Raw genomic sequence first — 22,797 nt, forward strand, 5'->3', positions numbered from 1 at the left:
CGGCGGAGTGGCGCGAACAACGCGACCGGTGTGATCCGGGCGCCCTTCACTCACGCGAGTTGACTTTCCGGTCACGTTAGTTGGCGGGGTCGTTATGCCCGGGCTCGGCGGCGGAGCCTGCGGGACGATCGGATCAGCCGGACCCGCAGGCGTCTTCGGGCTCGGCGCAAGCGCGCCCGGAGGTCCGTGCGCAGCGCCTGCTCGGCCTCGCGGTGCATGCCCACCGCGCGCAGCAGCCGGGCGATCTCGCACTGTTTCGTGGTCGGGGAGCCCGGCACGTCACCGCCCGCTGGGGAGCAGGGACGAGATGCGCAGCGACGACGTGCCGATGCCCGTCGGGCCCTGCCACGCCGAAGCCGCCATCGGGTGGTAGTTCAGCTCCTTCTCGGTGTAGCGGCCCACGTTCTCGTGCCAGTTGACGATGCCCGCCAGCCAGTCGCGGAACTCCTCGACGTACTCCAGCAGCATCTCCTGGACGTCCGGGTCGATGGCGTAGTCGCGGAACAACGCCGGCAGCTCGATCGCCGCCGCGTGCTTGAACTCCGCCAGGCGGGCCTTCATCAGGTCGTCGACGACGCCGAACGCGCGTTCCTCGGAGCAGTCGAGGAAGTTCCGCACCACCAGCACGGCGTTGTGCAGCTCGCCCTCGTACTGGATCTCCTTGCGGTAGGAGAAGACGTCGTTGACCAGGCACGCGTAGTCGGTCGCCGCGTGCTCGATCGCCTGGAGCGGGCGCGTGCGGTACAGCTCCGGGGGCACCGCGCGGCCGTGCGAGAAGCGCGAGAGGCTCATCGTGAGGTCCGAGCCGAACGTCCGGCGCCGCATCTCGACGTAGTCGATCGGGTCCGGGATGCGGTTCTGCGCCTGGTTCACCAGCTCCCACAGCCAGCTCGACGTCATCGAGTCGACGGCTTTCCGCACCGTGCGGCGGTTTTCGGGCGACATCCCGGCGGTGGTGCGCGGCCAGACGTCGGCCAGCCCGACCTCCAGCGCGTTTGTCGGCGTCGGCGTGGGTTCGCCGTCCACCGGCATGAACAGCGACAGCCGCGCGTTGCACGCCTTCGCCCCGGCGAGGTCGCGGGTCGCGCCGAACACGATCGGGTAGTAGTCGTCGGCGAACGTGCCCCAGGTCAGCCAGTCGCTGGTGACGTCGAGCTGGTCGGCGGCGGCGTCCGGGTGGATGCCCGCCGCGCACAGCGGGAGGTCGGTGGCGCGCAGCTTCCGCTCGTCCCACACCACGCCGTCGAGGAAGCCCATCCGCCGCGCCCAGTCGACGTTGCGGACGCGGCAGGTGTCCAGGTGCGGGCTCAGCCGCAGCGGGAACGGCAGCTCGACCGGCGGCCGTTCGATCTCGACCGCGCGGAACGGCGTGCTCGAGTACGACCGCAGCCGTTGCGGCGCCGTCGCGAGCACCGACGAGAAGATGCGCGCGGCCGACGTCCCGAGCCCGGTGGCGGTGCCCAGCTCCGGGCCGCCGCGGGATTCCAGGGCGCCTTCGTTCATGTAGCGGCTGGAGCGCAGGTGCCACTCGTGCCCGCCGGACTGCCAGTCCTGCAGCCCCTTGACGTAGGCGAACGTCGCCATCCGCGACGCCGGGTCGACGGCGTGCTCGTCGAACAGCCCCGGCACCTCGGTCAGCGCGGTGTGCTCGAACTGGTGCAGCCGGGAGGTGATCAGGTCGTTGACGGCGTCGGCCGCCTGCTGCGTCGTCAGCCCGAGGAACTTCTCGAACACGAGCACGCCGTTGGACAGCTCGCCCTCGTCCTCGACCTCGCGCTGGTAGGAGAACAGGTCGTTGCGCAGGTGGACGCCGTCGGCGAAGCAGTCGCGCAGCACCTCCATCGGCCGGGCCGCGGCGATCGCGTCCGGCACCTCGGCGTGCATCGAGTGCTCGACGAGGTTCGCCGACCACGGCGCGCCGCCGACCTTCCGGCGCATCTCGATGTACTCGATCGGGTTGGAGAGCCGGCCTTCGTTGATGTTGGCCAGTTCCCACAGCGACTCTTCGAGCAGTGCCTTCGTGCTCTCGATGAAGCGACGCCGCCAGCCGGGCGAGCGGTGCGGGATCGTCCGGTTCCAGAGGTCGGTGAGGCCGCGTTCGACCGGGTTCTCCGGGGTGTCGGTGATCGCGCCCTCGGCGGGCATGAACAGGTTCAGCCGGTCGAGGTAACCGCGCGCGCTGTCGATGTCGCCGGTGCGCTTGTACAGCTCGAGGAAGTGGTCGTCGAAGTAGAAGACCCAGACGTACCAGTCGGTGATCAGGTCGAGCTCTTCGGCGCCGGCGTCCGGGTGGGTGTAGGCGCAGAGCAGGGCGTAGTCGTGGGAGTCGAGGTCGTGCTCGTCCCAGATCACCGTGCCGTGCTGCGGGACGTCGATCATGTCCATCGCGTACGCCCAGGCCTTGCTGTGCTCGCGGGCGCCCTCGAGGTGCGGGTTCAGCCGCGCCGGGTAGGGCATGTAGAACTCGGGGAGGACGAACGGCTGCTGCGGCACGCGGGTGAGGCCTTTCCGTTGCGGCTACGGCGGTTTCCGACACGATGAGGCAACCAAAAGCAGCCGGGCGAGCCAAGGGTCTCGGTCGGGTTGCACACGAACGGGAAGCCGCTGTCCCCCGGGCGGCCCAGTCGGGTTCACGGCCCGGGCGCGCGCGGCGGCCGGCCGTCGCACGATGGGGGAAGGCTTGGCGGCCGTCCGGTGTTCACGCCGCAGAGAGAATGGAGTCCAGATGACCAAGGTGACCGACAACCCCGGCGAGAGCCGTTACGAAGTGTGGTCGGACGAGAAACTGGCGGGCTTCGCCGCGTACGACCAGCGGGGCGACCTGACCGTGTTCACCCACACCGAGATCGACGACGCCTTCGCCGGCCAGGGCCTGGGCAAGGTGCTGGCGGCGGGCGCGCTGGACGACGTCGTCGCGAAGGGCGGGACGATCGTGCCGGTCTGCCCGTTCATCGCCGGGTACCTCCGGAAGCACCCGGACTACGAGGCGCACGTCCGTTGGCCGTCCGGGTCTTGAGCCGAAGGGACTACACCAGGCGTTTGTTACGCCGAACGCAGTAGTGGCACGGAGTCGTCGCGTCCTGAGTGCGAGGTATGTCCGGTTCTGCTGGTTATTAACCAACCTTAGTCGGTGGTGCGTTGGTTGCTCGGCAACCAAAGTGACCGGCGCAGGCTTCGAACCGGCAAACTGGAGGAAGTTGATGACTCCCCGGAAGACCGCTCTCAAGACCTTCGCCGTGTTGTCGGCCGCGGCGCTGACGTCCGGCGTGTGCGCGTCGGCGGCCACCGCGTCCCCACTGGCCTTCTCCGAGATGCAGGCCAACGCCGTCAGCAACGCCACGCAGGTGGCGGGATCGCTCGGCGCCACCTCCGGTGGCATCTACCTGGAGAACGGCAAGGCCGTCGTCAACGTGACCGACGACGCGTCGGCGCAGAAGGTGCAGGCCGCGGGCCTCACCGCGAAGAAGGTCAAGCACACCTTCGCCGCGCTCACCGGCGTCAAGAACTCGCTGGACGCCGTGAAGAACGTCCCGCAGACCGCGTGGGGCATCGACACCAAGACCAACCAGGTCGTGGTGAAGGTCTACGACTCGGCCAGCAAGGAGACCGCCGACAAGGTCACCGCGGCCGCCGCGCAGTACGGCGACAGCGTCCGGGTCGAGCACCGCACCGGCAAGCTCGAACTGCACATCGCCGACGGTGACGCGATCCAGAACGACCAGGGCCGCTGCTCGCTCGGCTTCAACGTGACGCGCGGCGGGGAGCCCTTCCTGCTCACCGCGGGCCACTGCACCAACCTCGGCGGCACCTGGGCCGGCGGTGACGTCTCCGGCGCCACGGTCGTCGAGAGCGACTGCCCCGACGCCGACTCCGGCCTGCTGACCCGCCCGAACGGCACCGGCCCGAGCGAGATCAACACCGGCCAGGCGATCACCAGCGCCGCGGAGCCGACGGTCGGCGAGCAGATGGAGAAGCAGGGCTCGACCACCGGTGGCGGCAGCGGCGAGGTCACCTCGGTCGACGAGTCGGTCAACTTCGACGTCGGTGTCCTCAACCACGAGTTCGGCACGACCGCGCACACCGACCACGGTGACTCGGGCGGCCCGGCGTACGACGGCTCGAAGGGCCTCGGCACGCTGTCCGGCGGCGACACCGTGACCAGCTACTTCTACCCGCTCACCCTCGAGCTGCAGGCTTACGGTCTGTCGCTCGCCTGATCCACACTCCGGTGAAACACCCGCGAGGGTCTCTTCACACGCGTCGAGGGCGCGTGAAGAGGCCCTCGCGGCTTTCTAGAGGCGCTTCGCGCGGTAGACGGCGTCGGTGTGGTGGCCCTCGCCGCGCGTCTCGCACGTCTCGACGACCCACTCCCGGGCGTCGCTCAGGTAGTTCGTGATCTCCTCCGGCTCGAAGAACAGCTCCTGCGGCGGCGCCTGGCCGTCGAACTCCCGCATCGCCTTCGGGGAGTGCCCGACGATCAGCAGCGAACCGCCGGGCCGGACCGCCGCGGCGGCCGCCGTGAACACGTTCTTGCGCAGGTCCGGCGGCAGGTGCATGTACTGCGCCGAGATCAGGTCGTAGGTCTCCTCGGGCCGCCAGGTGAGGATGTCGCGGTGCAGCCACCGGACGTCCACGCCGTGTTCCTTGCCCGCGGCTTCGGCGCGGGACAGCGCGAGGGTCGAGATGTCGGCGCCGTCGACCGTCCAGCCCTGCTGGGCCAGCCAGATCGCGTCGCCGCCTTCACCGCTGCCGAGGTCGAGGGCGTGCCCGGGTTTCAGCCCGGTCACCTCGCTCTCCAGGTTGCGGTTCACGTTCCCGCTCCAGATCCGGTGCTCGTCACGCTGGTAGAGCGCTTCCCAGAACTCCTGCTTGAGCATGTTCTCGACGGTCATCGGCTGTTCGTGGGTGTGGGCCATGGTTCCTCCTCGGGGACGTCCTCCCACCATGCGGAGAACGTCCCCGGGAAGGCAAATCCAGTTGCCGGTTCGGCAACTTACGCGGTGCCGTACACCTGCATCTCGTACAGCGAGTAACCGTACGCCGTGCCGCGCGTGACGCCGTTCATCCGCACGTACCGGCCGCTGCCGGCGAGCCCGGTCAGGTCGTCCGTGGCGCCGTTGCCGGTGGTCGTGCTGTAGATCGTCGTCCAGATCGTGCCGTCCGGCGAGGTCTGGATGCTGTACGCCTTCCCGTACGCGGCCTCCCAGGTCAGCTTGACGTGCGAGACGGCCTTGGTCGCGCCGAGGTCGACGCGCAGCCACTCCGCCGCGGTCTCCTCGCTGGCCCAGCGGGTGCCGGTCAGGTTGCCGTCGAAGGCCGCGCTCGCCGGGTAGGACGACGACTCGGTCGACGACGCCGTCGCCGTCTTGCCCTGGGAAAGCAGCGTCTCGGTGCCGTCACCGCCGCCGGTGACCGTGACGCCCAGTGACGCGGTCTTCGTGCCGCCCGTGATGGTGATCGTCGCCGTGCCGGGGGTGGCGGTCGCGGCGGCGGTGACCGTGGCGGTCGAGGTGCCGCCGGCCGGTACCGACGTCGGTGAGAAGGAGACGCTGACGCCCGCGGGAGCGCCGCTCGCGGACAACGTGACCGCGTCCGTGGACGTGACGGTGGCCGTCGCCGTGCCGCCTGCCGCGACCGAGACCGACGACGGCGTCACGCTGAGGCCGGACGGGGTGCCGGCCGCGGTGAACGTCCAGCGGGCCTGGTCACCGGAACAGCTGCCCGCGGTGAGTGCCGTGCCCGAGGCGCGGAAGCACTTCTTGCTCGTCTGGATGTCGGAAATGGTGCCGTCGGGGTTGATCGACCACTGCTGGGCCGGGCCGCCGGTGCAGGTCTGCAGCACGATCGAGCTGCCGGAGATGCCCGCGCACTTGTCGTTGTGCACGAGGAACGCGCCGTGGAAGGTGAAGCGCTGGGCGTCGCTTCCGGTGCAGGCGGCGACCTTCAGCGTGGTTCCGCTGCTCGGCGCCTCGAGGCACGTGCTGGTGGAGTTGTTGCGGTACTGGCCGACCGTGGTGTTGGGCTGCGCGCCGCCGTAACACGCGCCGGTGCTGGTGTTGAAGATTGGCGTCGCGTCGTACGGCTCGGACGACGGCGGGTCGACGACCACCGGTTCCAGGACCGGCGTGTTGTCGGCGTTGTAGTGCGTCAACGCGTCTTCGCAGTCGATCGCGTCGAAGGCGCTGCCGCCCTGGCCGCCGAGCCAGAGGTCGATGTGACGCAGGTTCGGGCCGCCGTTGGGGCCCTGGCCGTTCCAGTCGTCGGAGCACTCGTCGCAGCCGTCTTCCATGATGAAGTACTTCTTCACCCGGGGCACCCAGACCTTGGTGCCGGCCTTGAGCTCGGACGTGCTGGTGGCGAACGTGATCGGGTCGGTGTAGGTGCCCTTGCCGCCGGCGGTGTCGTGGATCTGCGGGTAGGCGATGTCGCCGCCGGGCGGGGTGTTGTCCCACCAGCCGTAGAAGGTGAGGAACGTCGGTTGCGTGGTCTCCGCGCTCGCCGGGGTGCCGCCGGCGAGGGCGCCGGCCAAGGCGAGGAAAAGGGTCACGACGAGCACGAAAGCGCGCCGGGTCATGCTGCCTCCGGGAGGAGTGGACGGACGATGACTGCGGCGTGCGTCCAGGTTCGCGGTGCGGCGCCGGCGCGTCAAGACCTATTCGTAAAGTTCTCTAACGAACGCCGTCCGGACTGGTCCATCCGGGTCGGATGTGGGTCGGACGTCCCACGACGGTGCCGGACGTCTCCATGGTGGAAGTGTCCAGACCACCGGTAGAGAGGCGTGATCCGCTGTGACGGCAGCATCCGACACCCCGGCCCTCCCGACGACGCGACCGGCCGGATGCCCGTACGACCCACCCGAGAACTACGCGACGTTGCGCGAAGAAGCGCCGACGTCGCAGGTCCGCTGCCCGGCGGGCATGGACGCCTGGCTGGTCACGCGCTACAGCGACGTGCGCGCGGTGCTCGCCGACCGCACGATGAGCTCGCGCGGCGCGTCTTCAGTGCACGTGAACGCGGGCGCCGAACGTGACCTCGACATCGAGGTCGCCCCCGGCTCGATCATCCAGCTCGACGGCAAGGACCATTCGCGGCTGCGCAAGATGGTGCTCGCGGAGTTCACCGTGCGGCGCGTCGAGGCGATGCGGACCTACGTCCAGGGGCTGGTCGAGAGCCACCTCGACGCGATGCTCGCGAAGCCCGGCGAAGCCGATCTGGTGCGGGACTTCGCATTGCCGATCCCGTCGCTGGTGATCTGCGAGCTGCTCGGCGTCCCGTACGCCGACCGCGAGCGGTTCCAGCACCAGAGCTCGACGCTCGTCAGCACCGACACCACGCGTGAACAGGGACAGCAGGCTTACGAGGAGCTTTCCGGGTTCCTGGCTGCGCTCTTCGTCGACAAGCAGAAGAATCCGCAGGACGACCTGTTCAGCCGGCTGATCGCCCGGGGTCGTGAGACGGGTGACGCGCTCACCATGGAAGAGCTGGTGATGCTCGGGCTCAGCCTGCTGGTGGCCGGGCACGAGACGACGGCCAACATGATCGCGCTCAGCACGCTGGTGCTGCTGGATCACCCGCAGCAGCGCGAAGTCGTGCTGGCGGCGCCGGAGCGCGCCGTCGAGGAACTGCTGCGGTACCTGTCGGTCGTGCAGTTCGGGGTGCTGCGCTACGCCACCGAAGACGTCCAGGTCGGGGCCCGCGCGGTGAAGGCGGGGGAGTGGCTGGTCGCCGCGCTGAACTCGGCCAACCGCGACGAGGAGCTGTTCCCGGCCGCCGACAAGCTCGACTTCCACCGCGAGTCGCCGCGCACGCATGTCGCCTTCGGGTTCGGCGCGCACCAGTGCATCGGCCAGCAGCTGGCGCGCGTCGAACTGCAGGAGGCGCTGACGCGGTTGTTCCGCCGGGTGCCGGACCTGCGGCTCGCGGTGCCGCGGGAGTCGTTGGCGTACAAGCACAACACGCTCGTCTACGGCGTTCGCGAGCTGCCGGTCGCCTGGAGCTGATTCATATCCGTGAATACGAAACTTTCGAAAGTGCTCCCGCTTTCGAAAGTTTCGTTTTCCTGCCTTTCTTGACGGTGTCCGGGAAACGCGCCTAACGTTTCCCGGGCACCATTCCTCCGGAAGGGAGAAAGTCCGTGCGCCGCTCCCGGATCCGCTCGTCCGTTGTCCTGCTGGTCGCCACCGTGCTCGCGTCGGCGGCCGTGATCACGAACGCGTCCGGGGCCGCCGCCGCGGTCGAGGACGACGGGGCCGGCTGCGCGGTCTCGATACCGGGTTCGTGGCCGGCCAGTACCAAACTTCCCGATCCCTTCAAGAGGATCGACGGCACGCGCATCACCACCACGAGCGACTGGCGGTGCCGGCGCGAGGAGATCAAGAAGCTCGCGGAGCGGACCGTCTACGGTGAGAAGCCGGGGAAACCGGCGGGCGTCACCGGCACGGTTTCGAGCACGAACATCACCGTGAACGTCACGCAGAACGGCCGCAGCGCGAGTTTCTCGGCGGGCGTCCAGTTGCCCGGCGGCACCGGTCCGTTCCCCGCCGTTTTCGTCGTCGGCGGATTCGGCGCGGACACCGCCACCATCAAAGCCGCCGACGCCGCCGTCATCACCTACGACCCGCTCGCCGTCGGCAAGGAAGGCACGGCCCGGAACAACAAACAGGGCGCGTTCTACAGCATTTACGGCGCCACGAGCAGCACCGGTTTGCTGGCCGCGTGGGCGTGGGGCGTGAGCCGGCTCATCGACGTCATCGAGCAGTCCGGCGGCACCGTCCTCAAGGCGGACGCGCTCGGCGTCACGGGCTGTTCGCGGTACGGGAAGAGCGCGTTCGCGATCGGCGCGTTCGACCAGCGGATCGCGCTGACCATGCCGATCGAGTCGGGCACCGCCGGTGTCCCGATCCTGCGTGGGATCCCCGGGGAGAGCGGCTCGCAGCCGCTCTCCAACGCCTACGGCGAGCAGCCGTGGTTCGGCGACGCGTTCAGCGCCTACACCGGCAACCCGGCCGCGCTGCCGGTGGACACGCACGAACTCGTCGCCATGGTCGCGCCGCGCGGGCTGTTCGTCATGGAGAACCCGCACATCGACTGGCTCGGCGCGCGCTCCGGCAGCGTGGCCGCGCTGGCCGGGGCCGAGGTCTACAAGGCGCTCGGCGCGGGCGGCAACATCAGTTACTGGTCCGACGTCCAGGACGGCACGCACTGCGCGTCCCGGCCCGAGTGGAAGACGCCGCTGCAGCAGAACATCCAGAAGTTCCTGCTGAAGACCGGCAACACGGCCGGCACCTTCCGGATCTCGAGCCAGAAGGCCGGGAACCTGGCCGACTGGCGCGACTGGACGACGCCTGCCCTGACCGACTCGGGGACGACCACGCCCACGACCACGCCCACGACCCCGACCACGCCCACGACTCCGACGACTCCCGCGGGTGCCGGGTGCACGGCGACGACCTCGGTGAACCAGTGGACGGGCGGGTTCGTCACGACGGTCCGCGTCACGGCCGGCGCCGCCGCGCTCGCCGGCTGGACGGTCACCGCGAACCTGCCCGCGGGCGCGGTGATCACGTCCGGGTGGAACGCCGGGCGCAGCGGGGACACCGGCACCGTGCGGTTCACGAACGTCGAGTTCAACGGCGCTCTGGCGCCCGGGCAGGCGATCGAGTTCGGCTACCAGGGCACCGGGACCGGAACCGGCACGACCGTCTCCTGCGCCTAGTTTCGGGCGAGGCTGCTGAAGTCCCGCTGTGCGGCGTCGTCGGCGTCGGTGCGGCGGGACGTCTCGGCCCACGCGTCGATCTCGGCGATCTTGGCCTCGTCGGTGGCGCGGATCAGCATGACCGCGTCGGAGCCCAGCGGCAGCCGCAGCGGCGGCTCGGCCAGGTCGGCGAGCTCGGTGATCACGCGGCCGGCCTTGGCCGGGTCGCTGGTGGCGAGCTGCTCCGGGCCGCGGATGTGCTCGATCATCGGGTTCAGCACCGGCGCGTAGGCCGCGCTCGGCTCGACGAACGACATCGACGAGCCGGCCCAGTCGGTGCGGATCCCGCCCGGCTCGACGATGGTCACCTTGACGCCGAACGGCTTCATCTCGTTGGCCAGCACGCCGGAAAAGCCTTCGACGCCGTGCTTCGCCGCCGAGTACGCGGCCAGGCCGACCCCCGGCGCGATCCGGCCGCCGACGGTGGAGATCTGGATGATGTGCCCGTGGCCCTGCTCGCGCAGCACCGGGATCGCCGCGCGGGTCACCGTGACCACGCCCATCAGGTTCGTCTCGATCTGGGCGCGGAACTGCGCCGCCGGAGTGTCCTCGATGGACCCGAAGTCGGCGTAGCCGGCGTTGTTGACGACGACGTCGATGCGGCCGAACCGCTCGACGGCGGCCGCGATGGCCCGGTCGGCGGCGGCTTCGTCGGTGACGTCGAGCGCGACGGCCAGTGCGCGGTCCGCCGGCAGGTCGCCGAGGCCGCGCGGGTCGCGGGCGGTGGCCACGACGGAGTCGCCCCGCTCCAGGGCGGCGTCGACGATCTCCCGGCCGAGGCCGCGCGACGAGCCGGTGACGAACCAGACTTTGCCGGTCATGAGATGCCCCTTCCTGACTGAATGCTCATTCAACAGCGACGGTAGGCCTGCCCGCCAAGGCTGTCAACTGAGCGTTCATTCAATAGTGGCGTGACGCCGGCCACACCCGAAAATGCCGTGCGCGCTGTGCCGCGGCCGGGCTAACCTCCCGGCCAACGCGCTGATGGAGCCGAGTAGCCCCGGGAGCGCACGGGTCCAGAGAGCCGCCGGCAGCTGGGAAGGCGGTCCCGTGCCCCGCGGTGAAGACCCTCCGGAGTGCGGGGAGGAAATGCCCCGCCGGCCGGCCCCCGTCACGGGCCACGAGAGGCCGTCCCCTCGGGGACAGCGAAAGTGCGGTGGCACCGCGAGTTCCCTTATCGCCCGCACTCCCAAGGGGTCACGTCGCCTGCGAAGGGCCCACGATGATCTCCCGAACCTTGACCGCCGACCTGCCCCGGCACGTCGGCGCCCACGTCCGCGTCGCCGGCTGGGTGCACCGCCGGCGCCGCCTGAAATCCGTCACGTTCCTCGTGGTCCGGGACCGCTCCGGCACCGCGCAGGTCGTGCTGCGCTCCGACGTCGTGCCGCCGCCGGAGGAGACCGTGGTCGAGGTGCGCGCGACCGTGACGGTGAACCCGCGCGCGCCCGGCGGCGTCGAGCTGACGTCGGCGGCACTGGTCCCGCTGTCGGAACCGGCGTCGCCACCGCCGTTCGACCTCTACCGGCCCGCGGTTTCGGCGTCGCTGCCGACGATCCTCGACCACGCGCCGGTCGCGTTGCGGCACCCGCTGCTGAAGGCGCGGTTCGCGGTGTCCGCGGCCGCCGTCGCCGGGTTCCGGTCCACTTTGGACGGCCTCGGCTTCACCGAGGCGCACACGCCGAAGATCGTCTCGTCGGCCACCGAGTCGGGCGCGAACGTCTTCGGCGTCGACTACTTCGGCCGCCGCGCCTACCTCGCGCAGTCGCCGCAGTTCTTCAAGCAGGCGCTGGTCGGGGTGTTCGAGCGCGTCTACGAGGTCGGCCCGGTCTTCCGCGCCGAGCCGCACGACACCGCGCGCCACCTGGCGCAGTACACCAGCCTCGACGCCGAACTCGGGTTCATCGAGGACCACCACGACGTCATGGCCGTGCTGCGGGAGGTGCTCGCGGGGATGGCCGCGGTGCCCGCCGAGATCCCGGAGCTGCACTTCGCCGAGGCTCAGGAGATGCTGGGGAAGGACGAGCCCGACCTGGCGCCCGCCGACGAGCGGTGGCTGTCGGACTGGGCGGTGCGCGAGCACGGGTCGGAGTTCCTGTTCGTCACGGGCTACCCGATGGCGAAACGGCCGTTCTACACCCACCCGGACCCGGCGCGGCCCGCCTACTCGAACAGCTTCGACCTGCTGTTCCGCGGGCTGGAGCTGGTGACGGGCGGCCAGCGGCTGCACCGGCACGCCGACTACGTCGCGGCGCTCGGCGGCGAGGTCGCGGACTACGGCGACTACCTGGCGGTGTTCGCGCACGGCATGCCGCCCCACGGCGGTTTCGCGCTGGGCCTGGAAAGGTGGACGGCGCGGCTCCTCGGAGTCGCCAACATCCGGGAGGTCACGCTGTTCCCGCGCGACCTGCACCGGCTGACCCCGTGAGGAGCACACGATGACGTTGCCCCGGCGGCTCTGGGCCGCGGTGGAGCCGTTGCACGCGGTCGTCTACTTCGCGCCGGAGACGGCGGCCGCGGCGAAGGCCGCCGGCCTGCGCGGCTACTGGATGGGCTACTTCGCCGGCCGGCTCGCGCCGCTGGGCCCGATCGGTCCCGCGGCGGCGACGTCGGTGTTGTTCGGCTTCGCCCCGGCGATGGTCGCGCGGGCGCTGCCGGACGCGTGGTCGTTCGCGTCGCCGTCCGACGTCCTCGAGACCCGGCTTTCCGCGGTGGAGACGGCAGTGGAGAAGGCGCTGTCCCGCGTGCTGCCCGCCGTCGACGAGCTGGCGTCGTTGCTGGAGCGCGCGGCGGACGCGTGCCGCTTCGACGGGCGTCCGCTGGCGGCGGCGTGGTCGGCGGTGCCGCGGCCGGCCGGCGGGCCCGGCCGGCTGTGGCTGGCGGCGACCATCCTGCGCGAGCACCGCGGCGACGGCCACGTCCTGTCGGCGGTCCACGCGGGCTTGTCGGGTCTGGACACGACGCTGACCCACATCGGCGACGGCGTCATCGGCCGCGGCGACGTCCAACCGCACCGCGGCTGGTCCGACGAGGACTGGGACACGGCGGTCGAGCGCCTGCGGGACCGGGGCGTGCTCGACGCCGCGGGCCGCCTGACGCCGTCGGGGGCAGCGCTGCGCCGCGGCATCGAGGAGGACACGGACCGGCTGGCGTCGGCGCCGGTCGAGGCGCTCGGCGAGGACGGGGTGGCGCGGGTGCTGGAACTGGCGGTCCCGCTGAGCCGCGCGGTGATCGACGCGGGCCTGGTGCCGGTCCCGAACCCGATGGGCGTCCCGCGGCCGTGACCACCCGGGGCCGCGCGGCGCCCCTGGCCGGCTAGCCGCGGGCGGTGATCTGCTGGATCGCCCACTCGTTGCCGTCGGGGTCGGCGAAGAACACGAAGCCGACGTTGTTCAGGTCGGCCCGGCCGTCCCAGGGGCCCGCGCCGACGACCTGGATGTCACCGACGTCGACGCCGCGCTCGACGAGTGTCGCGTGGGCTTTCGGCAGGTCGCCGACGACCAGCTGGAGCCCCTTCATCGAGCCCGGCGGCATGTCCGGCACGGCACCGCGGCCGAACACGACCGAGCAGCCCGAGCCCGGCGGGGTCACCTGGACGATCCGGACGCCTTCGACGGGCGCGGTGTCGTGGTCGAGGTGGAAGCCGAGCTTGTCCGTGTAGAAGGCCTTCGCCCGGTCCACATCGGACACCGGTACCACGATCACTTCGAGCGTCCAGTCCATGGTGCATCCCTTCGTCGGCGGGCTCACACAGTACGCCGCTCGACCACCAGCTGCTGGTGCCGCGCCGCGCGGACGCGGTCGCCGCACGTCGTGGAGCACCAGCGGCGGCGGGCGTGCTCGCGGAGGTAGAACCGGACGCAGCCGTGGGCCTCGCACGGGCGCACCAACCGGCCCAGGTCGCCGCCGGCGACGTCGATCGCGTCACGGGCCAGGGCCGCGACGGCTTCGTCGACGCTGCCCGGCCGGGTGCTGCGCCACTCGCGTCGCGGGCCGGCGGCCCAGGTGAGCTGCGGCGCGGCGGCGTCGGCGCGGGCGGCCGCGTTCACCGCGTCGACGGCGGTCGCGGCCGGTGCCCGGTCCTCGGCCAGCGCGGCCAGCAGCTCGCGGACCGCCGCGCGGAGGTCGGTGAGCGGGGTGACGTCGGCCACCGACGTCACCCGGAGCCCGTGCGCGTGCAGCCAGGGGAGCGGGTCGTCGAGGTCGTCGACGTCCCCGACCCGCTGGGTGTTGACCAAAGCCAGCGCGAGCGAGAGCTCCTCGCCGGGTGCCGCAGTGACCACGTTCGCCTCCCGAGTCCGGACTCCAGTTTCCCCGACCCGTTGACAGCGTACCGCGTCTCATGGATAAATGGAGAAGTAAGCATGAGACGCGAGGAGCAACCATGACCGCCGTGCACCACCGCCACGCCACCGTCGCCGGCCACCGGCTCTTCTACCGCGAGGCCGGGCCCGCCGAAGCACCCACGATCGTGCTGCTCCACGGCTTCCCGACGAGCTCGCACATGTACCGGCACCTGATCCCGGCGCTGGCCGACCGCTACCACGTCATCGCGCCGGACTACCTGGGCGCGGGTGCCTCGGACGCGCCGCCGGCCGGCGAGTTCACCTACTCCTTCGACGCGCTCGCCGAGCTGACGCAGAGCCTGCTCGACCAGCTCGGCCTGACCCGGTTCGCGCTCTACATCCAGGACTTCGGCGCGCCGGTCGGCCTGCGGATCGCCACGGCGAACCCGGACCGCGTCACGGCGATCGTCACGCAGAACGGCAACGCCTACGTCGAGGGCCTCGGCGAAGGTCTCCCGCAGAAGCTGGCCGCCGGCACGCTGACGGACGAGGACTTGCGCGCGATGGTCACCCTGGAGGCGACCAAGGGGCAGTACCTCGACGGCTCACCGGACGCGGAGCTGATCAGCCCGGACGTCTGGATCCACGACCAGGCGCTGCTCGACCGGCCGGGCGCGGCGGAGATCCAGCTGGCGCTGCTCGCGGACTACCACCACAACATCGGCCTGTACCCGAAGTTCCACGAGTACTTCCGCACCAGCCAGGTGCCGGTGCTGGCGGTCTGGGGCGGCAACGACGGAATCTTCATCGCCGACGGCGCCCGCGCGTACGCCCGCGACCTGCCGGACGCGGAGATCCACCTGCTCGACGCGGGCCACTTCGCCCTGGAGACACACTTGGACGCGATCGCGGGCTACATCCGCGGCTTCCTGGGCCGGGTGCTGAGCTGACGCCCGAGCGCTGACAGCCGGGTGCTGACGTCTGAGCGCTGACGCCCGAGTGCTGACGCCCGTTCTGTCGTACCCCGCGGCTAGGCTGTGTATTCGGGGGTGCTCATCCCGCCCCCGACACCACTTCCCTTGCGCGGCAAGGACTTCTCAGCCGCCGAGGAGGCGTGAGAGCGCGTCCCGGGCTTTCGCGTCCTTCTCGGCCAGCGTCGTCAGCTCCTGGGCGAGCGCGGCCAGCCAGTCGTTGACCGCGGTTTCCTTGCGGCTGATCACCACGCCGCGCACCACCTGGCGGATCTCCGCCGCGACCCCGCCGTGCTTGCCCGCGCTCAAGACCAGGACCCGGTCCGGGGTGGTCACCTGCACCGAAACGACCTGCCCGTCACGGCCCGCGACGCGGTCGGCGAACGTCTTGCGCCGCGCCACCTCGACCATGCCCGCCGGGAGCGCGTCGCCCAGCGTTTCCGACAGGACCCGGTGGTAGGACTCGACGTCCGCGCGGTCCGTGCGCAGTGCCGCCACCAGCAGGTGGAACTCCAGCTCGGCGCCCATCAGTCGGTGAGGGGCAGCACGAGCTGCGGCTTGGCGATGTGGTGGTCCTCCCGCAACGGCTTCACCGCGGTGCCGATGGCGAAGAACTCCGTCGTGTGCCCGCCCCAGCGGTGCGGCAGCGACAGCAGCTGCACGCCGACGATCCCTTCCGCCTCGAGCTGTTCCGCCTCGGTCTGCATCCGCGACATCGCGAGCTCGCGCGCGTCGTAGAGCGCTTCGGTGTACTGCGGGATCTCGACGTTCTGGCCGATGTTGCCCATCATCTGCCGGAACCGCTGGTGCGCGATGTGGTAGACGCACGTGCCCATCACCATGCCCAGCGGCGCGTACCCGGCCTGCACCAGCGTCCAGAAGTCCTGCCCGGACAGGTCCGAGGTGAACGGCTTCCCGGTGTTGTTGCGCCACTGCCCGGGTTCGTCGGCCTTCACCGCGGTGCCGACGGCGATGAACTCGGCGAGGTCGCTGCCGAACTCCTTGAACTCGATCTCGAGCCGGACCGCGACGATGCCGTCCGCGCCCAGCACGTCCGCCTCCGCCTCCATCCGGGACATCGCGAGCTCGCGGGCGTGGTACATCGCCTGGGAAAGCCGGTCCAGCTCCTGGTTCTTGCTCCACCGGCCCATCTGGAACCCGACGTGGTAGATGCTCGACCCGAGCACCAGCCCGAGCGGCCGGAACCCGGCTTCGCGCACGAGCAGGAACTCGTTGACGCTCAGGTCCGACGTGAACAGGCTGGTCTTCTGGCCCGGTCGCATCTCGGCGAGCCGGCGCATCGCATCCTCGGGGATGTGCTGCCCGGCGGGGTCCGCGGTGGTCACGAAGCCTCCTCAGGAACGGTTCAACGGAAGGATCTTGAGCGCGCTCGTCGGGGCGGCGCGCCCGGTGTGGAAGCGGGCGATCGCGGTGCCGGTGACGGACGCGATGCCGGCCATCGCGACCTCCTGCACGGGCCACGTCCGCAGGGTCATGCCGGAGACGATGCCGCCGTCGGCGCCGGCGTCGCGGATCGCGCGGGCGAACTCGGCCCGCGCGGCGGCCCGGACTTCGGTGACGACCCGCGTGGGCGCGTCCACCTCGGTGTTCCCGGCCCAGGTGGTCGTCTGGTACTGCATGTTGTAGTCGTACTGCGCGCGCCCGGCGATGCCGACCGCGAGGCGCACCGGCACCCAGCCCGCCTGCATCAGCTTGCCGACGTCCTGGCCGGGCAGGTCGGTGGTGAACAGCCGCCGCGGCCGCTGCTTCGTCTCCGCGCGCACGGCGGTGCCGAGGGCGACGAACTCCTCCATCACGCCGTCGAGCGAGGTGACGGTGAACCCGATGCCGAGCACGCCGTCGGCGCCCAGCGCGGTCGCCTCCTGGGCGAGCCGGTCGAGCGCGGTCGAGTAGCCCTGCCGCAGCATGCCGGAGATCAGCTTGACCTGGTCGTCGGCGAAGACTGCGGTGCCGGCCCAGCCGACCTGCTGCACGACGCAGCCCATCACCTCGCCGACCGCGGTGAAGCCCGCGACTTCGGCGCCGACCGCACTGGGCACGCTCATCAGCGACGTCTTGAGCCCGGACGCGGCGTAGCGCTCGACACGGGCCCGCGCGACGGGAGGCAGGCCACGACCGTCCCACTCGGGCACTTCGGACCTCCTTCGGCCGGCTTCTCCCGCCATCGTGGCACGGATCCGCACCCCGGGCGGCGGAGCTGGGGTGATCAGTCCGGAAGCTCCCGGTTCAGGGGAAAGATCTTGCGTGCGCCGGGTCAGCCGCGGCGGTCCAGCGGCAGCACGGCCAACGCGTTCCGGGGCGCCGGACCGTCACCGCACCGGGCGATCGCCGTGCCGAACACGCCCGCCACCGCCGCCGCGCCGGTGCGGCCGAGGGGCCACGCGCTCAGCGTCGTCGCCGACACCAGGCCGCCGTCGGCTCCCGACAGCCGGACCGCCTCCAGGAACTCCGCTCGGGCCGTCGCCCGCACGCGCGTCACCAGATCCGTCGGCGCCGCGATCTCCCGGGCCGGGCGGTCCGGCATCGCGAGGTCGTAGACCGTGCCGCCGTCGAGGCCGATCGCCAGGGCCACCGGGACCCAGCCCGCCGGCAGGAGTTTCGCGACGTCCGGGCCCGACAGGCTCGTCGTGAAGACCCGGCCCGGCCGCTTGCCGCCGGTGGCGCGGACGGCCGTGCCCAGCACGACGAACTCCCGCGTCCGGCCGGCGCGGGTCACCGTGCACCGGATCGCGAGGACGCCGTCCGCGCCGAGGGCCCGGGCTTCCGCGCGCAGCCGGTCCAGCGCCGTGGCGTACCCGCGGCGCAGGCACGCCGCCGGATCGTCGACGCCGGCGTGCTCGACGACGCAGCCCATCACCTCGCCGATCGGCCGCAGCCCCACCGCTTCGGCGCCGACCGCGCCCGGCACCGTCAGCAGCGACGTCCGCAGCCCGGACGCGGTGTAGCGGGCGGCGCGGTCCGGCACGGCTACCCCCAGCCGTCCTCGGTGCCGAAGCCGAGCGTCACCGGCCCGCGCCGGGAGGTGCCGGTTTCGGTGTCGGCGGGCAGGACCTCGTCGAGGAACGCGTAGTCGCGGCGCCGGGTGCGCGCGTGCCACTGGGCGATCTCGTGCCAGCCGGGCGCCGCGAGCGCGCCGCCGAAGTGCTGCACCGACAGGCTCGCGGTCAGGCACGCGAACCGCAGCCGGTCCGCCAGCGACCAGCCGGTCAGCGTCGCGGCGACGAACCCCGCGCCGAAGACGTCGCCCGCGCCTGTGGCGTCGAGGACGTCGACCGGCAGCGCGGGCACGTCGGCCGTCTCGCCGGTGGTGCTGTCGACGGCCAGCACACCCGCGCCGCCGCGGGTGATCACGGCGATCGGCACGAGGTCGGCGAGCATCGACAGCGCCGCTTCGGGCGTGTCCGTGCGGGTGTAGCGCATGGCCTCGATGTCGTTGGGCAGGAACGCGTGGCAGCACGCCAGCTGGTCCAGCAGCGCCCGCGACCACGCCTCGGACGGGTCCCAGCCGACGTCGGCGAACACGAGGCTGCCGGACTGGTGCGCCGTGTGGACCCAGTCGGCGGTGTCGAGCCCGATGTGGGCGACGGTCGCGCGGCTCGGCGGCGGCGAACCGGCCAGCTCCGCGACGGGCACGGGCGGCGGGTGGCCGTGGGTGACCATCGCACGGTCGCCGGCGTAGGCGAGCGAGACGGTGACGGGGGAGTGCCACTGCGGGAACCGCCGCGAGCGCGAGAGGTCGATGTTCTCCTGCCGCGAAAGGACGTCCCAGCAGTAGCGGCCGTAGACGTCGGTGCCGAACGCGGCCGCCAGCGACGTCCGCAGCCCGAGGCGGCTCAGCGCGACGGCGAAGTTCGCGATCCCGCCGGGCCCCGAGCCCATGCCGCCCGTCCACACCTCTTCGCCCGGTGCGGGCGGCTTTTCCAGACCGGTGAAGACCAGGTCGAAGAACAGCAGGCCGGACAGGAAGACGTCGACGTCGGGTTCAGCCGTCACGGGCGCCTCCAGAGCTGCGCAAGCTTGCGCACGAGACTGCTTGAGTCGCGCAGATTTCGCAAGACCTGCGCAAACTCGTCCGTGTGGTGAGCAGGTTTGACTGCTATCGTCGCCGGATGCTGCCCCAGCGCCGCTACGACCTGATCCTGCGGACCCTGCGCGTGGAGGGGCCGGCGCCGGTCGGCGTGCTGGCCGAGCGGCTCGGCGTCAGCCCGGCGACGGTGCGGCGCGACCTGGTGCACCTCGACCGCGAAGGCCGGCTGACCCGCGTTTACGGCGGTGCGGTGGCGTGTGCGGACGACGACGAGCCGTTCGCGCAGGTCGCCGCGGAACGCGCCGACGACAAGGAAGCCGTCGCCCGCCGCGCGGCCGCGCTGGTCGCCGACGGCGACACCGTGCTCCTCGACATCGGCACCACCGCGCACCGGCTGGCCCGGCACCTGCGTGACCGCGCGCTGACCGTGATCACCAGCAGCCTCGCCGTCTACGAAGAGCTGAAGGACGCCGAAGACGTCCAGCTCGTGCTGCTCGGCGGGGTGGTGCGCCGCAGTTACCACTCGATGGTCGGGTTCCTCACCGAGGACGCGCTGCGCCAGGTGCGCGCCGGCACCGTCTTCCTCGGTGCGAGTGGCGTGCGGTGCGACGGCCAGGTGATGGACTCGACCGTCGTCGAGGTGCCGGTCAAGCGGGCGATGGTCGCCGCGGCCGACCGCGTGGTGCTGCTGGCCGACGCGGGCAAGTTCCCCGGCACCGGGCTCGCCAAGGTCTGCGGGCCGGAGGCGCTCGACATCGTCGTCACCAGCGCGGGCGCCGACGAACCGACCTGCGCGGCGCTCGGCGAGGCCGGCGTCGAGGTGCTGCGATGAGGCTCGCGCTGCTCGGCGGCGGCGGGTTCCGCGTCCCGCTGGTGCACGGCGCGCTGCTGGCCGGGAGTGACATCACCGAGCTGGTCCTGCACGACGTCGACGCCGGGCGCCTCGCCGCCATCGAGCGCGTCCTCGCCGAACAGGCGGCCGGTGTCCCGGGCGCGCCGCGGGTGCGCACGACGACCGATCTGCGCGCCGCACTGTCCGATGTGGACTTCGTGTTCTCCGCGATCCGGGTCGGCGGGATGCGCGGCCGGCGGCTCGACGAGCAGGTCGCGCTCGCGGAAGGCGTGCTGGGGCAGGAAACCGTGGGTGCGGGCGGGATCGCGTACGGGCTGCGGACGGTCCCGGTCGCCGTCGCGCTCGCCCGCACGATCGCCGAGGTGGCGCCCCGCGCGTGGGTCGTCAACTTCACGAACCCGGCCGGCCTGGTCACCGAGGCGATGGCCGGCGTGCTCGGCGGCCGGGTGATCGGCATCTGCGACTCGCCGGTCGGGCTCTGCCGCCGGGTGGCACGCGCCCTCGGCGTCGACCCGGCAACGGCGCGGTTCGACTACGCGGGCCTGAACCACCTGGGCTGGCTGCGGGCCATGCACGTCGGCGGCGAGGACGTCCTGCCGCGGCTGCTGTCCGATGTGGACGCACTGGAGTCGTTCGAGGAAGGGAAGCTCTTCGGCGCGGACTGGCTGCGCGCGCTGGGTTCCCTGCCGAACGAGTACCTGCACTACTACTACTTCACCCGCGAAGCCCTGGGCGTCGCGTCGCGCGGGGCTTTCCTGCTGGAGCAGCAAAAGCCGTTCTACGCGGAGCCGTCGCTGGCGTCGTGGGACCGGACGCGGCTGGAGCGCGAAGAGACGTACATGGCCGAGACGCGCGAAGGCGAACGCGAGGATCTCGAGGGTGGCGGCTACGAGAAGGTCGCGCTGGCGTTGATGCGCGCCCTCGCCGGCGGCGAACGCGCCACGCTGATCCTCAACGTCCGCAACGGATCCGCACTCCCGGGCGTCCCAGCCGACGCCGTCGTCGAGGTGCCGTGCCTGGTGGATGCCGAGGGTGCGCGGCCGATCGGCGCGGGGCCGTTGCCGGACCACGCGCTGGGCCTGGTGACGGCGGTGAAAGCCGTCGAGCGGGCGACGATCGAGGCGGCGGCGACGGGTTCGCGGACGGCGGCGCTGCGGGCGTTCGCGCTGCACCCGCTGGTCGACTCGGTGTCCGTGGCGCGCCGGTTGCTCGACGGTTACGTCGCCGCGCACCCGGAACTCGCGTACCTAGGAAGCCGGCGCGCGTAGCAGCGGCGCCAGCGTCCCGGCCAGCTCGGCGTCGACCCGCTCGATCTCGGCGATCAGGAGTCCGGTGACGGCGCGGAACGCCCGGGCGAGGTCGTCGAGCCCGTGTACCAGGGTTTCTTCGAACGGCGTCGTGATGGCGGCGGGCAGCCGGTCGAGCCCGCGGCCCTCGCCCGCGGGCAGGTCGTGCCGCACGCAGGCCAGGGCGAGGGCGTGGTCGCGAACCCGGCCGATCATGTACTCGGCCTGCCAGTGGCGCCCGCGGGCGATGCTCGACCGCGCGTGCAGGGCGTGCAGCCAGGCCAGATCGACCAGCCGCCGCGCGTCCGGCGGCGACGCCTGATCGCGCTCGTTCGCGGTGCCGAAGAGCAGCCGGAACTTCGGCGTCGTCGCGCCGAAATCCGCCTCGGGCCAGAACGCCAGATCGACCTGAAGGGTGTTGTCCAGCAGGAACACCCGGAAGACGGTCCGCTCGAACACGACGTCCATGTGGTGCCGCGCGCCGTGCTCGCGGTACATCAGCGCGGTGAAGTCCGCGAGCACGGGCTCGGGTGCGGCCGTCTTGAAGGCGAGGTCGATGTCGGACCAGGCGTCTTCGGCGTCGAGCGCCCCCGAGCCGGTGAGCGCGGCCCCGGTGACGCGGTCGTCCGCGCGGGCCGCCTCGATCAGCTTGTCCCGCAACAGGTCCCGCTCTCCGGAGGTGTACACGATCGCCAGGCTAAACCGCCAGCGCGTTGAACTCCGCTTCGGCCTCGTCGCGCTCGGTGTGCAGGCGCCACGCCCGCTCGGCGATGTCGTCGGGATCCAGCGTGCCCGGCATGGAATCGGGGGTCTGCTCGGTGAACATCCGGTGGATGTCGCCGCGTTCGATCACTCCGCCGATGGTGAGCGTTCCGGCGTAGACGCCCTGGTCGCGCACGGCCGCGTTGAGCGTCAGGACGTACATGCGCAGCGCTGCCGCCGCCGGGGCGAAGCTGCCCAGCAGCGGGATCGGGTACTTGCCGCTGATGCCGCCGGCGAACAGGAGCGAGCCCGCGCCGCGTTCCAGCATGCCCGGCAGCACGGCCTGGGTCAGCTGCGCCGCCGGGAGCACGATCGACTCGAACGGCACGCGCAGGTGGTCGGCGCCGGCTTCGGTGAGCGGTGCGATGGCTGAGCCGACGCCGAGGTCCGCCGGGCCGAAGTAGACAGTGTCGATCTCGCCCGCGTCGGCCGTGATGCGGGCGAGGACGGCGTCGACCTGGGCTTTGTCGGTGACGTCGGCGGTGTAGGTGTGCGCGGTGATGCCGGCTTCGGCGAGCGACGCGCGGTAGGTCGCGTGCCGCGCGTCGGTGCGTGAGACCAGCGCCGTCGTGAAGCCTTCGCGGCCGAACCGGTGCGCGATCGCCAGGCCGAGCCCGGGACCGACACCCAGGACGGCGAGCACTTTCGACAAGAGGACCTCCTCGGGAGAGAACTTGAGACTGCTCTCAAGTTAGTCAGAAGATGAGGGAGTCGTCAACTTAAGGACCGGTGCGCCGAATGTCGTCAACGGTTGGCGCCACCGGTCCATTCGAGACGGTGACGGCTGCTCCAAGCGGGTAGAACATGTTCCAGTTTCTGGCCGGTACCGACACCATGACG

22 protein-coding genes are annotated in these 22,797 nt (G+C 71.5%); 9 read left to right on the forward strand and 13 right to left on the reverse strand.

What is annotated here, in order from left to right:
• Window positions 1-279 precede the first annotated feature (279 nt).
• A complete protein-coding gene (locus MUY22_RS19285; protein WP_247063993.1) occupies window positions 280-2,457 on the reverse strand; it encodes a germacradienol/geosmin synthase in 2,178 nt (725 codons plus the stop codon).
• A gap of 268 nt (window positions 2,458-2,725) precedes the next feature.
• Here MUY22_RS19285 and MUY22_RS19290 point away from each other — a divergent pair, with 268 nt between their 5' ends.
• Both MUY22_RS19290 and MUY22_RS19295 read left to right on the forward strand, forming a co-directional pair.
• Window positions 2,726-3,016 carry a GNAT family N-acetyltransferase gene (locus tag MUY22_RS19290; protein ID WP_247061423.1) on the forward strand — a complete coding sequence of 97 codons (291 nt, stop codon included), beginning with the start codon at window positions 2,726-2,728 and terminating at the stop codon, window positions 3,014-3,016.
• Between the two features lie 184 nt (window positions 3,017-3,200).
• Window positions 3,201-4,217 (forward strand): S1 family peptidase, encoded by a 1,017-nt coding sequence (locus MUY22_RS19295; RefSeq protein WP_247061424.1) that lies wholly within the window; start codon window positions 3,201-3,203, stop codon window positions 4,215-4,217.
• Window positions 4,218-4,292: 75 nt separating this feature from the next.
• Here MUY22_RS19295 and MUY22_RS19300 read toward each other — a convergent pair whose 3' ends face one another.
• Both MUY22_RS19300 and MUY22_RS19305 read right to left on the reverse strand, forming a co-directional pair.
• Window positions 4,293-4,916, reverse strand: a complete 624-nt coding sequence (locus tag MUY22_RS19300) for a cyclopropane-fatty-acyl-phospholipid synthase family protein (protein ID WP_247061426.1) — start codon at window positions 4,914-4,916, stop codon at window positions 4,293-4,295.
• A gap of 77 nt (window positions 4,917-4,993) precedes the next feature.
• Window positions 4,994-6,574, reverse strand: coding sequence for a discoidin domain-containing protein (locus MUY22_RS19305; RefSeq protein ID WP_247061428.1), 1,581 nt, complete (start codon window positions 6,572-6,574; stop codon window positions 4,994-4,996).
• A gap of 214 nt (window positions 6,575-6,788) precedes the next feature.
• On the opposite strand from MUY22_RS19305, the gene MUY22_RS19310 reads away from it, so the two are divergent.
• Together MUY22_RS19310 and MUY22_RS19315 are read left to right on the forward strand one after the other, a co-directional pair.
• The gene (locus tag MUY22_RS19310) at window positions 6,789-8,000 is read left to right on the forward strand and encodes a cytochrome P450 (RefSeq protein WP_247061430.1); all 1,212 of its coding nucleotides are present in this window, start codon (window positions 6,789-6,791) and stop codon (window positions 7,998-8,000) included.
• A 134-nt stretch (window positions 8,001-8,134) separates the two neighbouring features.
• Window positions 8,135-9,715 (forward strand): cellulose binding domain-containing protein, encoded by a 1,581-nt coding sequence (locus MUY22_RS19315; RefSeq protein ID WP_247061431.1) that lies wholly within the window; start codon window positions 8,135-8,137, stop codon window positions 9,713-9,715.
• Here the strand turns inward: MUY22_RS19315 and MUY22_RS19320 are convergent.
• The gene (locus tag MUY22_RS19320) at window positions 9,712-10,575 is read right to left on the reverse strand and encodes an SDR family NAD(P)-dependent oxidoreductase (protein WP_247061432.1); all 864 of its coding nucleotides are present in this window, start codon (window positions 10,573-10,575) and stop codon (window positions 9,712-9,714) included. The genes MUY22_RS19315 and MUY22_RS19320 overlap by 4 nt on opposite strands.
• A gap of 401 nt (window positions 10,576-10,976) precedes the next feature.
• Between MUY22_RS19320 and aspS the strand changes: the two genes are divergently transcribed.
• Window positions 10,977-12,179, forward strand: coding sequence for an aspartate--tRNA(Asn) ligase (aspS, locus tag MUY22_RS19325; RefSeq protein WP_247061433.1), 1,203 nt, complete (start codon window positions 10,977-10,979; stop codon window positions 12,177-12,179).
• Window positions 12,180-12,189: 10 nt separating this feature from the next.
• Window positions 12,190-13,035 (forward strand): hypothetical protein, encoded by an 846-nt coding sequence (locus MUY22_RS19330; RefSeq protein WP_247061434.1) that lies wholly within the window; start codon window positions 12,190-12,192, stop codon window positions 13,033-13,035.
• A gap of 31 nt (window positions 13,036-13,066) precedes the next feature.
• On the opposite strand, the gene MUY22_RS19335 is transcribed toward MUY22_RS19330, so the two are convergent.
• A complete protein-coding gene (locus MUY22_RS19335) occupies window positions 13,067-13,474 on the reverse strand; it encodes a VOC family protein (protein WP_247061435.1) in 408 nt (135 codons plus the stop codon).
• Window positions 13,475-13,497: 23 nt separating this feature from the next.
• Entirely contained in the window at window positions 13,498-14,034 is a 537-nt protein-coding gene (locus MUY22_RS19340; protein WP_247061436.1) for a CGNR zinc finger domain-containing protein, read from the reverse strand.
• A 101-nt stretch (window positions 14,035-14,135) separates the two neighbouring features.
• On the opposite strand from MUY22_RS19340, the gene MUY22_RS19345 reads away from it, so the two are divergent.
• Entirely contained in the window at window positions 14,136-14,987 is an 852-nt protein-coding gene (locus MUY22_RS19345) for an alpha/beta fold hydrolase (protein WP_247061437.1), read from the forward strand.
• Between the two features lie 147 nt (window positions 14,988-15,134).
• On the opposite strand, the gene MUY22_RS19350 is transcribed toward MUY22_RS19345, so the two are convergent.
• From MUY22_RS19350 to MUY22_RS19370, 5 genes are all read right to left on the reverse strand, one after another.
• Window positions 15,135-15,536 carry a hypothetical protein gene (locus MUY22_RS19350; RefSeq protein ID WP_247061438.1) on the reverse strand — a complete coding sequence of 134 codons (402 nt, stop codon included), beginning with the start codon at window positions 15,534-15,536 and terminating at the stop codon, window positions 15,135-15,137.
• The gene (locus MUY22_RS19355; RefSeq protein ID WP_247061439.1) at window positions 15,536-16,354 is read right to left on the reverse strand and encodes a heavy metal-binding domain-containing protein; all 819 of its coding nucleotides are present in this window, start codon (window positions 16,352-16,354) and stop codon (window positions 15,536-15,538) included. Before MUY22_RS19355 ends, MUY22_RS19350 begins: the two co-directional genes overlap by 1 nt.
• Window positions 16,355-16,363: 9 nt before the next feature.
• The gene (locus MUY22_RS19360) at window positions 16,364-17,161 is read right to left on the reverse strand and encodes a heavy metal-binding domain-containing protein (protein WP_247061440.1); all 798 of its coding nucleotides are present in this window, start codon (window positions 17,159-17,161) and stop codon (window positions 16,364-16,366) included.
• Window positions 17,162-17,283: 122 nt separating this feature from the next.
• On the reverse strand, window positions 17,284-17,994 hold the full coding sequence (locus MUY22_RS19365; protein WP_247061441.1) for a heavy metal-binding domain-containing protein: 711 nt from the start codon (window positions 17,992-17,994) through the stop codon (window positions 17,284-17,286).
• Window positions 17,995-17,996: 2 nt separating this feature from the next.
• Entirely contained in the window at window positions 17,997-19,022 is a 1,026-nt protein-coding gene (locus MUY22_RS19370; RefSeq protein ID WP_247061442.1) for a carbohydrate kinase family protein, read from the reverse strand.
• 116 nt (window positions 19,023-19,138) lie between these two features.
• Here MUY22_RS19370 and MUY22_RS19375 point away from each other — a divergent pair, with 116 nt between their 5' ends.
• Both MUY22_RS19375 and MUY22_RS19380 read left to right on the forward strand, forming a co-directional pair.
• On the forward strand, window positions 19,139-19,888 hold the full coding sequence (locus MUY22_RS19375) for a DeoR/GlpR family DNA-binding transcription regulator (protein WP_247061443.1): 750 nt from the start codon (window positions 19,139-19,141) through the stop codon (window positions 19,886-19,888).
• The gene (locus MUY22_RS19380) at window positions 19,885-21,177 is read left to right on the forward strand and encodes a 6-phospho-beta-glucosidase (protein ID WP_247061444.1); all 1,293 of its coding nucleotides are present in this window, start codon (window positions 19,885-19,887) and stop codon (window positions 21,175-21,177) included. Before MUY22_RS19375 ends, MUY22_RS19380 begins: the two co-directional genes overlap by 4 nt.
• Here the strand turns inward: MUY22_RS19380 and MUY22_RS19385 are convergent.
• Window positions 21,157-21,882 carry a nucleotidyltransferase domain-containing protein gene (locus tag MUY22_RS19385; RefSeq protein ID WP_247061446.1) on the reverse strand — a complete coding sequence of 242 codons (726 nt, stop codon included), beginning with the start codon at window positions 21,880-21,882 and terminating at the stop codon, window positions 21,157-21,159. The two genes, MUY22_RS19380 and MUY22_RS19385, sit on opposite strands and share 21 nt — an antisense overlap.
• A 10-nt stretch (window positions 21,883-21,892) precedes the next feature.
• Complete coding sequence (locus MUY22_RS19390; RefSeq protein WP_247063995.1) at window positions 21,893-22,600, reverse strand: SDR family oxidoreductase; 708 nt, start codon at window positions 22,598-22,600, stop codon at window positions 21,893-21,895.
• Window positions 22,601-22,797: the final 197 nt, after the last annotated feature.

The organism is Amycolatopsis sp. WQ 127309 (assembly GCF_023023025.1).
GTDB lineage: Bacteria > Actinomycetota > Actinomycetes > Mycobacteriales > Pseudonocardiaceae > Amycolatopsis.

Coding starts and splice junctions, on each gene's coding strand:
- MUY22_RS19285 (WP_247063993.1), bottom strand. CDS start 2,457: ATGCCCTACCCGGCGCGGCTGAACCCGCACCTCGAGGGCGCCCGCGAG.
- MUY22_RS19290 (WP_247061423.1), top strand. CDS start 2,726: ATGACCAAGGTGACCGACAACCCCGGCGAGAGCCGTTACGAAGTGTGG.
- MUY22_RS19295 (WP_247061424.1), top strand. CDS start 3,201: ATGACTCCCCGGAAGACCGCTCTCAAGACCTTCGCCGTGTTGTCGGCC.
- MUY22_RS19300 (WP_247061426.1), bottom strand. CDS start 4,916: ATGGCCCACACCCACGAACAGCCGATGACCGTCGAGAACATGCTCAAG.
- MUY22_RS19305 (WP_247061428.1), bottom strand. CDS start 6,574: ATGACCCGGCGCGCTTTCGTGCTCGTCGTGACCCTTTTCCTCGCCTTG.
- MUY22_RS19320 (WP_247061432.1), bottom strand. CDS start 10,575: ATGACCGGCAAAGTCTGGTTCGTCACCGGCTCGTCGCGCGGCCTCGGC.
- aspS (WP_247061433.1), top strand. CDS start 10,977: ATGATCTCCCGAACCTTGACCGCCGACCTGCCCCGGCACGTCGGCGCC.
- MUY22_RS19330 (WP_247061434.1), top strand. CDS start 12,190: ATGACGTTGCCCCGGCGGCTCTGGGCCGCGGTGGAGCCGTTGCACGCG.
- MUY22_RS19335 (WP_247061435.1), bottom strand. CDS start 13,474: ATGGACTGGACGCTCGAAGTGATCGTGGTACCGGTGTCCGATGTGGAC.
- MUY22_RS19345 (WP_247061437.1), top strand. CDS start 14,136: ATGACCGCCGTGCACCACCGCCACGCCACCGTCGCCGGCCACCGGCTC.
- MUY22_RS19350 (WP_247061438.1), bottom strand. CDS start 15,536: ATGGGCGCCGAGCTGGAGTTCCACCTGCTGGTGGCGGCACTGCGCACG.
- MUY22_RS19375 (WP_247061443.1), top strand. CDS start 19,139: ATGCTGCCCCAGCGCCGCTACGACCTGATCCTGCGGACCCTGCGCGTG.
- MUY22_RS19380 (WP_247061444.1), top strand. CDS start 19,885: ATGAGGCTCGCGCTGCTCGGCGGCGGCGGGTTCCGCGTCCCGCTGGTG.